The organism is Syntrophorhabdaceae bacterium, assembly GCA_028698615.1.
Lineage (GTDB): Bacteria > Desulfobacterota > Syntrophorhabdia > Syntrophorhabdales > Syntrophorhabdaceae > Delta-02.
Genome location: JAQVWF010000063.1, coordinates 1 through 11,940 on the forward strand (window position 1 = coordinate 1; position 11,940 = coordinate 11,940).

An 11,940-nucleotide genomic window follows, 5' to 3' on the forward strand; every position below is an offset into this window, starting at 1 on the left:
CAACTCTCCAGATATTTGAATAACTCAAGCATCGACCTGGCAAAAGACATCGCGTCCGCGCTGAATTCGCTAAGAGAGGTCAGAAACGACGCTGATTATAATTTACAGACCCGGAACTTCGATGCCCTTAATTGTAAATTGCACTGTACAAAAGCGGAGAACTCACTCGGCCGCTTTGATAACGTTGACCTGACAAAGCTGGTCGACAATATACGTTCTTATGCGCGGTCTGTGAGAGAACCGGGGATATAACCGTCATCGATCACAAAGTACGAGCCAAGTCACTATGGCGGTGAAACCTTTACTGGACAATGGAGAAAGCGCCCTGAGGATAATTCTTACAAAACCTCAGGGAAATATCAACACAATTATGGGCAGGAGTTACTTCACCAACTGCAACTCACATCAACTATCGTCTTCCCTTCAGGAATATAATCAGTCTTCAGCTGTTTGCAGATGATGACCCCGGCCATCCATTTGTATCTTTCTTTTGCACTCAACTACATTATGTGCTATCTTATGTAAACTGTATATACGCGGAGGTTGTCGTGTTTGCCAATTTGATCGATGATTTCACAGCGCGTGGACGATCTTTTTTCACTCTGAAGGACATTCAGGGGGAGCTCCACGATTCTTCTGTCATCGCACTCAAGGCTGCAATCGGGCGTCTGCGCACGAAAGGCAGAATCGCCATGCCATACAGAGGTTTTTATGTCATTGTTCCCCCTGAACATCGTGATGCGGGTTGCCTGCCGGCTGAAGAGTTTATCCCCGACCTTATGAAACACCTTGGGGAACCCTATTATGCAAGCCTGCTGACCGCCGCGGAATACTACGGTGCCGCCCACCAGCGGCCCCAGGTGTTCCAGGTGATGGCATCAAAAGCAAGACGGCAGATCCACTGTGGTAAGGTGCGGGTCTGGTTCACTTTCCGGGAAAACCTGAGTGACATTCCTACCCGTTCGAGAAATACCCGCACAGGCGTCATGAGGATATCCACACCCGAGGCGACTGCCCTGGACCTTGTGGGCTATTACAGGCATTGCGGCGGCCTCGGCAACGTAGCTACTGTTTTGTCCGAACTCGTGAAAGACATTGACGCAGAACGTCTTATTGAGGCCGCGGGGCACTTCCCTGTCGCCTGGACCCAGAGGCTTGGCTATTTGCTCGATATGGCAGATGCAAAAGACGTCGCTGACAGGCTAGCTGAATACATCATTGAGAAGAATCCCAACCGCAAGCTCCTGGCACCCTGGGGCACGATAAAGGGGGCAAAATCCAGCAGTCGCTGGAGGATCCTGGTCAATACCGATGTGGAGGCGGATGAGGTATGATACCGAAAGTTTATGTGCAAGAGTGGAAACGACGTCAGCTCAGGCTGGTTTTCGGGCACCGCCAACGTGTTGACCTACCATCTTGACAAATTACTGGGTACAATAATGCGTGCTTTATATCAGCGCAAAAAAGGCCGGGACCTTTTCGACTTATAGGCCACGGTGAATTTCCGGCGCGCTGTCTTTCCGGGTACCTCCGGATCAGGAACTACCTTTGGATGTGCCATTACTGATTTCTTCTCTTCCATAATTGTCCAATCCGGCCACCTCGAACACCCAATCCGGTTTTATCCGAACGGCTTCTCAGTAGTCCTCTCCCTGCCGTCTCTACTTTATAAAAGTGTTCGACCTTCCGTCAAGGTCGAATGTATTTTCCGCATGGATTCCTCTCCCGGTTTCAGTATGATCTTATGAGCGTTATGGATGACCCTGTCGCATATGGCATCCGCCAGGGTGGGGTCTCCTATGATGTCGTGCCAGATATCGATGGGGAACTGGGTGGTGATGATGGTGGAACGCGCCCCGTACCTGTCCTCCATGATCTCCAGGATGTCCCTCCTCTCCCCGTCTGCAAAGGGGATTTTACACGCCCCAGAAGGACTATTTTGAGGAGGCTTTATACGCGCTAAGACGTTCGATGACGACCAGCTAGCTTTCTTCGATTGCAGGGATCGCACCGTTTTCCATCATCCAGTGAGGATCGGTGACATCGACACCGTTCGCAAGCTCCTTGAAACCGCCATCGCTTATATCAACGGGTGTGATGAGCGCGACAGCGGCAATACTCCCCTCCACGTAACCTGCGAGAAAGGCAACGTGGAGATAGCCCGCATACTCATGGACCATGGCGCCTACCCAGAGGAGAGGGACGCATTCGACTGCAGGCCCCTGCACAAGGCGTACTTCTATCTCCACCCCGACGTCGTGCGTCTCCACTTCGAGGCGGGGGCGGACGCGGGCATAAGGGACGAGCACGAAGGCGCGGCCTTTACACCGCGATGTCCCGCCTCTTTCCCGCCCGTGAGGAGTTCCTCGACCTCCTCAGGAAATGTGCTCCGGAACTGGTGATGGAAACCCTGCCGTGAACGACAAGGTCATCGACCTCCCCTCCGTCCGCCTCCTCCACGCGACCGGCGTAGACATTAATGCCAAGGACGAGCACGGTACCACACCCCTGCACGATGCCTGCAGCAAAGGTAATCTCGAAACAGTGAAACCCCTCATTATTCTTAGAGCCATCCACCCAGGCATCATTTTCTCAATAACTGAGCTCGTCATTTTTCGCATTTTCTCGATATTGCTATCAATTAGATCTATATTGGCTTCGTAAACACTTACTGACATTACCGTGGCATTGGATATATGCATGAACAGTCCTGGCGCTTCCCCAGATACTTTTTCATATTATTGGCTCCAAGGAGGATGCAAGTCTGCATTGACTAAGGCAAAACATACGGAACCAAGCTGAGCGGTATTAGAGTTTCATGAACCGGTATTCTCCAATGCTTCCAGCAGGAAATTGCGGATATGCTTCTCGACGAGTTGCCGCGTGATCTCACCTACTTGATATTCTCCAGTATTACGTTCCCTCTGGCCTTCCGAACCTATTGTCTTTTCGCGGACCCATACTGTTTTCTTGTTACTGTTTGCCACAAAAGCAATGGCCGAGTACTTCGAATTATAGGCGGGTCTCTTGTTATCGGTGATTATGATCAGGCTGATATGACGATGCCGCAGATTTCCGGTATCACTTATACTCTGATATTCTTTGATAATTGCCGATCCGTGCCCTCGGGACTGTAATTCCTTCGATATTTCCTTCATAACGGGCTCGATCACAATGGTCATCCTGTGGTCAACATCCTTAAGGAAGAAATACTTGTCCGCAGCCTGGTGCATCGTCGGCGGAACTTTCCGTTGTTCATAATCACATTTTTTGTGAAACATACAATCTCAGCCTTTAACCATTCTCACTACAAGACAGATGATCAATAATATACCCGCTAAGCAGGCTATTATTCCCGTCGATATCTTCGCGGTCAAATCCAGTTTTTTTGTGTTCCAGTACCCCTCGGGGCAGATCAGGCATCCTATTAAGAGGGGCAGGTTTAGCAGGGGAATTAAAACAAGTAAGGACCATTTCTGCCCTGCTCCGATATTCTTAAGGCGTTGCACCACAGCGTAAAATGAGATGGGAACAATAAGGGCAAACGCCAAGATGCAGATCTCGTTCATGCGTTTCCCCTGTGTGCTGACCACCATAAGGGCAAACACGACCTTAAGCGCAATAATAAAGAAGAAATATTTCAGGAAAGTGTTCCGGGAAAAACCTTCGTACGTTTTGACCACAGTTTCCGTATCTGGAGCCTGGTTAGTTATGATTTCCACGATATTACCCGCCTTTGAATTGTGATTCCCCCCGATAGCTATATATGGCCGATATTTTCGGCTCTGTCAGATACTTTCCGCCTTAGGTATGATTTTGTTGATCTATTTGGCGGACTTCAGAGACATCGCGCCGGCCTTGGTGAACATGTAACACCAGAACTTCATATCAGCCGATTCAAGGTCCCCCCAGGAAATCAGGTCATGATTGCCTCGGGTTTTGTCATTTAGGAAATCGAAGAGTTCCAGATACTGCCCGTTGTTGAAGTCTTTATCTAAGTAGTGAACATCAGGCTTGCAGCCTGAACTCACCATGTCGATAAATACCGAGGGAGAAAGTTTCCATTGGTTGCCGTAGGCAAGGTCTATCCCGTTCATAAGCTTATCAAGATCACCGTCATGAGCGGCTTCGATAGCTATTTTGTGGTCTTCAGAGTTTTTTTTGAGCTTTGACAGAGCCCCGGAACTAAAATAAACGGGCACTACGTATGCGGGAATTGTGTGCGGGCCGTAATACCCGTCCTTTTCCAGGTAATATACGATCTGGCCGTAGATCCCATGCGGGAAGAACAAGTCATTTAGACGCTGCTTGAGCAGTTTACTAAATCGCTTCTTTATCTCGTTTCTTTTCATTTTTGGTCATCCTCTGATTGAATATCGCGGCGGTCTTCCGTATCTATAGCTTGGTTTTTCGAGTTTGTCATAAGGTCTAATCTCAACTTTCCTCGTCTGCCAAACTGAACGTATGCATTGTCTTCCATGTCCCGGACGAGTTCTCGATAAGATCGACCACGGTGCATTTTGATTCGATAGGACCATGGTGATCCAGGATCGTTCTCAGCCTGCGTTCTGCGATGTCTGCATTGTCCGCATTCTCGTCGGCGATCGTCAGATGCGGAACGATCTCGTCGTACATCCCGGCGTAGGGCGGGTAATCAGGAAATTCTTCGCTTATCGCGTTCGTCATATCGGTGAAGCAGTGAGACGGATATGTGAAAAGAAATGTGGTCTCCGGCCACCTTCCAATATCCTTGAGTACAAATGTGAATGGATGGAATGATGAGAATACGTTCTCTGCCCTTTGGATAATATCCCTGGTTATCAGTTTGGGAGTCATAAACGGTGCAAGGATCGCAATGTGGGCAGGCACACCGGCAGTCGCCTTGGGATCATAGTGCATTCGAAGACGGTGAACAGCATACTCAGCCTCCGGTACGCGAACGATAAATACGGTAATAGCCAATTTGCACCTCCAATTATAACTCGTAACTCCCGATCTTTCCGGCTGATAGATTATTTCGCTTATCTGTATCTACCCGTTGCCTGACGGCAGTTCCCATTCCAGTACATCTCGCTCCCTGTAGCCAGGAAGAGCGATACCCATGGGCGACAGGATCGAAACAGGCCCTGGCTTGCGAACCTGTCTTTACGGGGAATGCCAGGAGAAATGCCCGTTCCCCCGCGGTATTTATGTTCCGTACCCGGACGATAGAATTCATGGTAACGACATCACCGGGGACATTCGTTGGTTCCAATATCGTGGCCCGATAGAGTTCCTTTTTGGGTTTTTCGATGAAGGGAGCTTCCGGTCCGTCTTGTATATCGACAACTGATTGGAACCTTTCGAGGTCATGCCGAGTTATATGAATCTTCCCCATTGCAATGGCGTGGCCTCCTGTCGTGACCATTATCCCATGTTGCAATAGACATGCCGTCCTCCGTGTACTCCTCACAAGAAAGGAGCCATCCGCTCCTGTATGTCTCGCACCGCGCGAGTTCACCTGATGCGTAGTATGATAAATGTTCGCCGTTTCGCTTCCCCATGATGAATACTCCTTCTTTCCTCAAATTCCCTGCCCTGTCGTATATCAAAGAATGGCCATTGAGCCTCCCATTCCAATACTCTGCCTTGATCTCGGCGATACCATTGTTATGATAGCTGGTAAACCTCCCATGGAGTTTCCCTTCGAAGAAGCTCGACTGCATCCAGAGCGTTCCATTCCTTCGGTAGGTTCTGAACCAGCCGTGCAATAGACCGTTTGTGTAATTCTTCATTTCGAAGATCTTCCCGTCGGGGTAATATAATATGCTCCTGCCATTAGCCTTCCCGTCCTGGAATAACGCGGCTTCCTTTAATATGCCATCGTCGTAATATTCTTTTACCGTGCCGTCGGGTATGCTGCCTGATGCCTGAACAACATTTCCCTTAGAGTCATGCAATTCGTGAGCTACCTTAAAGTCGCCGCAATAGTACGAGATCTGTACATGCTCGTCGACGAGTTCGGCCCTTTTCGTTATCCTGGTGATCTCAACCATCATCGCGTCGTCGTTGATTGCCGCCATGTTGCACCTCGCTTAAAAAATCGATTGACATACTAACTGGGAACTAACTTATTTCCAGCCCAATGCATTTGAATTTTAAAAAGGTTTAAAAAGGCAATCCTCAGGGGCAGATCCGTCCGGTTCTTGTCCAGCCATCTTAATTCATCCATATTTTTATTGCATCTTTCGTGCCGTCAACTTCAAATCGCTTTCTATCGAATGAACATGGCCTGGTAAATGCATAGATAAAGGCAAGTGATAACCGTCGGTGTTAATTAGATGAGGGAGGGGGTAGTATGGTCCGTATGCTTTTCGTCTCTTATAAGAACGCTTGTCGCAGTTTAATGGCTGAAGCGATCGGACGGAACAAATTAAAGGGTTTGGCTGAGGTATCGTCCGCCGGAGTAAGCCCGCATGGACCCGGTGATCCGGCTATAGCGATCGAGATACTGCGCACACACTTCGATATTGATGCATCCGGTCATACGCCGCGCAGCATAGTAACAATTGATCTCAGCGCCATTGATTATGTCGTGGCTATGTCGTCGAGGATCGCAAGAGGCTTACCCCCCATGTCGTGCAAATTACTCGTCTGGGACATAAAGGATCCATGGCATGACGACCAGGATGCATATTTCGACTGTGCCAAAGAAATAGAGAGAGAAATCTCACTATTAACTGTGGGGCTCAAATACATGAGGATTTAATGCTGTGGGTATATCGAAAACCGAAGGGTATTAAAGGCGCCAGGATAAAATGTTATTTTTGCGGCAAGGGAGTAAAAATCATCCGTTTCGGGAAGGTAACCCTGGCAGTCTGTTGCGCACAGCTTATTTATTTCAATAAGGAGGAACGCTACCAAGATTAACATGATATTGTATCCTGCCCGGTGAGCGAAAGTTGCCGTGTATTGGTTGCTTTTCGGTGGCTTCCTTGCACTTCTTTCCAATTTTCCTGCCGGGAAGTCCCCTTCCGTGAGGCGGTGGATGAGGTCCTGGGAAAATTTAAGCAAAAGTTGTTCCCCCATAGTGGAGTTTCTCGGACAATTTAAGTTGGGATACGGGGGGCGGGTGTTGACATCGGTAATATCCATTCTCAAAGATGTTCGTCTATTATTGCTTCCTGGCCAGTATTGCTGCCATCAAGGGGGATCTGTATCGTGGAGGTGATGCGGGGTCCCCCCTCGGCAAACCGTTCGTGCTCGGACAATCTTTTTACCAGCCCCTTTTCTGCTTTTGTGAACCCGGCGGTCGCTGGGGGTAGTAGCGTATCCGAAAAAAGGCCCCAAGGCTGGGGCACCAGCCGGGGTTCGTTTATATAGAAGCAAGGGGCGTGCCACCAAGCTTTGAGCGGGATTGCCGGCCATGGGAAGGTGTGCGGAAGTGGAGAGTTGCATAACTCAACCCGCAGTTACATTTTGCAACCCTGGTTTTCCCCGAATTCGGGCAGCAGACACACGTTAGTAACCGGATATCCTCCAGGTAGATGGAACCTATCAAGAAGGGGATGTTTACAACCCGGAACATAAGTTGCCCCCCACGGTTTGCTTCTCAGGGGTATCTATCGGGAGGATAAATTACCGTGGGGGGCGTGGATGGGAATGGCTATAAAAAGTGCTCCCCCGTGGGTGGAGTGATCAGACAATTGAGCGTTGGTACGTGGAGAGTTTTTATTGCCGTTCCCTTATGGACATGAATGGGGGTGGCCTGCGCTATAAGAGGGCATGAGACGCTATTTGGCTTTCCCTAACTAATTGTATCATTTCCCACGTTAGCGTCTGACCGGTGACCCATAATTATCTCCGCCAGCCTTCTTTAAGACCGGGCACTTCCGGCTGTTTTACCTAACCCAACCTTTTCTTCTGTGCTGGGTTGCCTGTCCTTTTTCTGCTGCATCTGTTTTGCCTGTTTGCTTGCCTTCTGCTTCGACTGCTTATCCTTGGTCTTCTTTCCGCCTTTGTCTCCCATAATGGACACCTCCTGTTGTGTTTTTCTGAAGGGTATTAATATCTCGGCCCCTTCAGCATCCGAGAGAATTTGGCCGTTACTTATTCCTGGAAGTGTTCCAGCACTCTCCGCCGCGTTGGGTGGCGGAGCCTTTTCATTGCCTTTAGCTCTATCTGGCGGACGTACTCGCGCGTGATCTTTAATTCATCACCCACTTCCGCCAGAGTGCAGCCGCCTATTCTGTTTATCCCGAACCGCATCCTTATCACCTTTTCTTCCCTTGTGGTCAGCGTTGACAGGACCTTCTTCACCTCTTCCCTGAGGGAGGCATTAACGAGCGCCTTGAAGGCACACGCGGCGTTACTGTCTGTCACAAAATCACCAAGGGTTGTTTCGCCTTCCCCTGCCAGGGTCTCAAGGGATATGGCAGGCTCTGGAACGGTCATTATGCCCGTGATCTTTTCCAGCTTATATCCCGATCTCTTCGATATTTCCTTAACGTCAGGCTCCCGCTCAAGCTCCTGCAAAAGCATTGCAGCGATCCTGTTAAGCTTTGTTTTTGTCTCGATAACGTGGATAGGGATCTTGATGGTATGTGCAGAACCTGATATGGCCCGGACTATCGTCTGTCTGATCCACCATGTCGCATATGTCGTGAATTTGTATCCCTTCCGGTGATCATACTTCTCGGCAGCCCGCATAAGCCCCATGTTACCTTCCTGGATAAGGTCCATGAGATCGAGGCCCCTGTTCCGGTATCTCCCTGCAATATTGATGACAAGCCGCAGGTTCCCCTTGATGAGCCTTTCTCTCACCGTCCTTATATGATCGTCGATGTCGCACAGTTCCCGCAATTTTGACTGTACAAGTTCCCATTGAGCAACATTGCTTCGGTTGAGGTCGTGGATTATCCTCTCTACTATCTGTCTAATGATGTCCCTATTGATATTCAGTCTGGACACTGCGTCTTTGAATTCTTTTGTGGTTTTTGCCGGATCCTCCTGCGAACCCTGCGTATCCAATCCGCTGTTGAGCTTTTCTATGGCACGTATGGCCGCAATTGTAGCATCCCTGTGTCCTTTCTCTTCCTTCCTTGAATGGATCGTCCCATCGATGTCTTTCAGGGCATCCAGGATGCCTATGGATCCTTCCTTTAACTGATATCCTATCAGGGTGAGTTCGTTAACGGCCTCAGGTATTGTAAAGAGAACATACTTCTCTTTCACTTCTGCTTCTTCGATCTCCCTGCAGACCTTCTTTTCCTCGGGCCAGGTCATTGATGGCAACCTCCTTACATCCCTCAGATACGCCCGCACTATGTCTTCGGATAGATCTAATGAAAATTCTTCGACCACGCGAATATCCCTGTTCTTTTGTCTGGTTCGAATTAAACGTCGTATTTTCCCATTCTTTCGGGCTGGTACATCACCTCAAGTACCTGTATCCGTTTCTTTCCCGCCGGAACCTGCCATTCCACGACATCCTTCTCGCGGTAACCCAGGAGGGCGGTGCCTGCCGGGGCCAGGATGGAGACCGTATCGGCTTCGACCTTGTTCCCCGGGAAGACAAGGGCGAATGTCCGCTCTTCTCCCGTAGCGACGTCTTTGATGCGGACTACCGAGTTCATAGTGATCACATCGCCGGGGATATTTTTTGGAAGCACAATTCGCGCCTTGTCGAGTTCTTCTTCAAGAACATCGGCGCCCTCCCCGCCGTAGACCTCGATAAGAGCACGCAGTCTCTCCATGTCGTGTTGAGTTATGCAGATCTTCCTTGTCTTCATTCCGTCCTACCTTCTCGCATATTTCACGGCCTTCCCGTTCTCGTCAAATTCTTCACAGGAAACAAGCTTGCCCTGCTTGTAATTTTCGATCCGCAAAGGATGCCCGGCCTCATGGAATATCCGAAATGTGCCTTGCTTTTTTCCCCGGACGAATTTTCCTTCTTCAATGACAGTTCCATGTTTACTGTATGTAGCGTATGTCCCGTGGAGCTTGCCGTGCAGGTATTCCGTCCTGTTTTCAATGCTCCCATTGTCGAAGTAGCCCGTAAATAGCCCGTGGAGCTTGCCGCTCTTATAATTCGCCTCCATCCAGAGCGGACCCTCCCGCCGGTATGTCTTTGAAGGGCCATGTAATACTCCCCGCCTGCAATGGTTCTCCTCGAAGATCTCTCCGCCGGGGTAATATTCGCTGCAAAGACCATGTTCAAGGCCGTCCTTGAATGGGACAGATTTCCTTAGGGTGCCATTGCTGTAATATTCCTTGATGATACCGTCAGGGATGCTGCCTGTGCGATGAATGACCGTGCCATCCTGGCGGCAGACTTCGCTGGCCTTCTCCTGGTTATTGCAGTAATAGATCGCGAGCAACCCGTCTTTGACATAGGAAACAACCTTCGTGATCTGTTCTGCACTATTCGATTCGCCATTGTTCATTGCGTCAAAACCTTCTCAGCATCGTTCCTCAAATGTTTATGACTCTTATAAAGCAAAGCCCGTGCCAACTAAAAAAACCGGCGTTATTGGGCGCATCGCGGGAAATGAACGGTATTTAGATGAGTGATCTGAAGAATAAAGGGTAAACATCAGAGAAATCCGGCTTTGCTCCAAAAGGTGCTGTTGCTTTTTACAACGCACCGTTACATTAAGCAACCGACCCGGGAAATATCGTGGAAGTTACGAGGAGATCTCTTTCAGAAGAGCCAGTTCGTCGAGTGCCCTGCCAGCCCCTTCAGCTACAGCGGTCAAGGGGTTGTCGGCAATATGGACCGGGACCCGGGTGACTTTTTCGATCAGCAGATCAAGTCTCCTTAGCAGGCTCCCCCCACCGCTTAAGATAATGCCTGTATCGATAACGTCTGACGCAAGCTCGGGCGGCATCCTTTCGAGTGCGATGCGTATTGCATCAATTATAGAATGGATGGGTTCAGCGATCGCCTCCCGGACCTCGTACGATGAGATATTGAGAGGGCGCGGTATCCCGTCGACGAGGCTCCTGCCGTTGATCTCTATGGTCTGTTCAGTATCGTCTGAGTCCAGATAGGCCGAGCCAACAGCGATCTTTACTTTTTCTGCGGTTTGCTCGCCGATAAGAAGATTATGCTTGCGCTTGATATAGTTCACGATGGCCTCATCGATCTTCTCACCGGCAATCCGAACGGAATAACAGTAGACGATCCCGGACAGGCTGATGACAGCCACTTCGGTTATGCCGGAGCCGATATCGACGATCATGCTCCCGGCCGGCTCGGTAATGGGAAGACCGGCCCCGATGGCTGCCGCCATTGGCTCTTCGATCAGGTATACTTCACTTTTTCCGGCCGATTCGGCGACCTCTCGTACGGCCCGCCTTTCTATGGGCGTGATGTCATACGGGGCCGAGATGACGATCCTCAGTTTTCTGGTGAATATCTTATTATACTGGATGCCCGCCAGAAAACGCTTGAGCATCGTTGTGGCTGCTTCGAAATCGGAGATGACGCCATCTCTCAATGGCTGCTTGACGATTATGCTGTCTGGCGTTTTGCCCAGCATGTCCCTTGCCTTCCGGCCGGCAGCGACGACCTTCCTGGCACCCCGGGCGCTATCGCGCATAGCGAGGACAGAAGGCTCATCGAGGACTATACCTTTATTCTTCAAATAGAAGAGCGTATTAGCAGTTCCGAGATCAATGCCGATGTCTTTTGACGGCGAGTTGAGTATTGAAAGCACCTTGTTGTCTCCTTTTGCCACAGGATTATGGGAATATCAGATTCTATGCCATTCTGATGCCACAAAACCGTGACAGAAGGAAGATATCCGTGAAATCATCAGGTATCGAGTGTCTTGCGTATCTTTTCAAGCACGTCGTGCATAGCCAACGGTTTGGGGATGAAGTCGAACTCCTTCTCTTCGAGGCCCTTGCTGAGCACGATGTCCCTCATGTGTCCGCTCGTAAAAAGGACCCTGACGT

Annotated in this window: 17 protein-coding genes; 3 read left to right on the top strand and 14 right to left on the bottom strand. The window is 49.7% G+C overall.

All coding sequences use genetic code 11. The annotated features are described in order from the left end of the window. Together PHC90_13210 and PHC90_13215 are read left to right on the top strand one after the other, a co-directional pair. Positions 1–252, top strand: a 252-nt coding sequence (locus PHC90_13210; protein ID MDD3847301.1) for a hypothetical protein, incomplete at its 5' end; no start/stop codon positions are given. A gap of 296 nt (positions 253–548) precedes the next feature. Further along, positions 549–1,334, top strand: coding sequence for a type IV toxin-antitoxin system AbiEi family antitoxin (locus PHC90_13215; GenBank protein ID MDD3847302.1), 786 nt, complete (start codon positions 549–551; stop codon positions 1,332–1,334). A 332-nt stretch (positions 1,335–1,666) separates the two neighbouring features. Here PHC90_13215 and PHC90_13220 read toward each other — a convergent pair whose 3' ends face one another. The 8 genes from PHC90_13220 to PHC90_13255 all read right to left on the bottom strand — a co-directional run bounded on the left by PHC90_13220 (position 1,667) and on the right by PHC90_13255 (position 6,062). Then, entirely contained in the window at positions 1,667–1,954 is a 288-nt protein-coding gene (locus PHC90_13220; protein MDD3847303.1) for an ATP-binding protein, read from the bottom strand. Between the two features lie 28 nt (positions 1,955–1,982). After that, positions 1,983–2,309 (bottom strand): hypothetical protein, encoded by a 327-nt coding sequence (locus PHC90_13225; GenBank protein MDD3847304.1) that lies wholly within the window; start codon positions 2,307–2,309, stop codon positions 1,983–1,985. A gap of 13 nt (positions 2,310–2,322) precedes the next feature. Next, positions 2,323–2,577 carry a hypothetical protein gene (locus PHC90_13230; GenBank protein MDD3847305.1) on the bottom strand — a complete coding sequence of 85 codons (255 nt, stop codon included), beginning with the start codon at positions 2,575–2,577 and terminating at the stop codon, positions 2,323–2,325. Positions 2,578–2,816: 239 nt separating this feature from the next. Continuing rightward, on the bottom strand, positions 2,817–3,182 hold the full coding sequence (locus PHC90_13235; GenBank protein ID MDD3847306.1) for a hypothetical protein: 366 nt from the start codon (positions 3,180–3,182) through the stop codon (positions 2,817–2,819). Between the two features lie 105 nt (positions 3,183–3,287). Continuing rightward, positions 3,288–3,722 carry a hypothetical protein gene (locus PHC90_13240; protein MDD3847307.1) on the bottom strand — a complete coding sequence of 145 codons (435 nt, stop codon included), beginning with the start codon at positions 3,720–3,722 and terminating at the stop codon, positions 3,288–3,290. A gap of 102 nt (positions 3,723–3,824) precedes the next feature. After that, complete coding sequence (locus PHC90_13245; protein MDD3847308.1) at positions 3,825–4,352, bottom strand: hypothetical protein; 528 nt, start codon at positions 4,350–4,352, stop codon at positions 3,825–3,827. Positions 4,353–4,434: 82 nt separating this feature from the next. Continuing rightward, positions 4,435–4,962, bottom strand: coding sequence for a 2'-5' RNA ligase family protein (locus PHC90_13250; GenBank protein MDD3847309.1), 528 nt, complete (start codon positions 4,960–4,962; stop codon positions 4,435–4,437). A 386-nt stretch (positions 4,963–5,348) separates the two neighbouring features. After that, the gene (locus PHC90_13255; protein ID MDD3847310.1) at positions 5,349–6,062 is read right to left on the bottom strand and encodes a toxin-antitoxin system YwqK family antitoxin; all 714 of its coding nucleotides are present in this window, start codon (positions 6,060–6,062) and stop codon (positions 5,349–5,351) included. Positions 6,063–6,346: 284 nt separating this feature from the next. On the opposite strand from PHC90_13255, the gene PHC90_13260 reads away from it, so the two are divergent. Continuing rightward, on the top strand, positions 6,347–6,748 hold the full coding sequence (locus tag PHC90_13260; protein MDD3847311.1) for a low molecular weight phosphatase family protein: 402 nt from the start codon (positions 6,347–6,349) through the stop codon (positions 6,746–6,748). Here the strand turns inward: PHC90_13260 and PHC90_13265 are convergent. The 6 genes from PHC90_13265 to PHC90_13290 form a co-directional block, all read right to left on the bottom strand. Next, positions 6,745–7,068 carry a hypothetical protein gene (locus tag PHC90_13265; protein MDD3847312.1) on the bottom strand — a complete coding sequence of 108 codons (324 nt, stop codon included), beginning with the start codon at positions 7,066–7,068 and terminating at the stop codon, positions 6,745–6,747. The two genes, PHC90_13260 and PHC90_13265, sit on opposite strands and share 4 nt — an antisense overlap. 787 nt (positions 7,069–7,855) lie before the next feature. Then, on the bottom strand, positions 7,856–8,008 hold the full coding sequence (locus tag PHC90_13270) for a hypothetical protein (GenBank protein ID MDD3847313.1): 153 nt from the start codon (positions 8,006–8,008) through the stop codon (positions 7,856–7,858). An 80-nt stretch (positions 8,009–8,088) separates the two neighbouring features. Continuing rightward, positions 8,089–9,264: a sigma-70 family RNA polymerase sigma factor gene (locus PHC90_13275; GenBank protein MDD3847314.1), complete on the bottom strand. Its 1,176-nt coding sequence runs from the start codon at positions 9,262–9,264 to the stop codon at positions 8,089–8,091. A 110-nt stretch (positions 9,265–9,374) separates the two neighbouring features. Beyond that, a complete protein-coding gene (gene rnk, locus PHC90_13280) occupies positions 9,375–9,770 on the bottom strand; it encodes a nucleoside diphosphate kinase regulator (protein MDD3847315.1) in 396 nt (131 codons plus the stop codon). A 6-nt stretch (positions 9,771–9,776) separates the two neighbouring features. Beyond that, complete coding sequence (locus tag PHC90_13285; GenBank protein MDD3847316.1) at positions 9,777–10,424, bottom strand: toxin-antitoxin system YwqK family antitoxin; 648 nt, start codon at positions 10,422–10,424, stop codon at positions 9,777–9,779. 240 nt (positions 10,425–10,664) lie between these two features. After that, on the bottom strand, positions 10,665–11,699 hold the full coding sequence (locus tag PHC90_13290) for a rod shape-determining protein (GenBank protein MDD3847317.1): 1,035 nt from the start codon (positions 11,697–11,699) through the stop codon (positions 10,665–10,667). Positions 11,700–11,940: the final 241 nt, after the last annotated feature.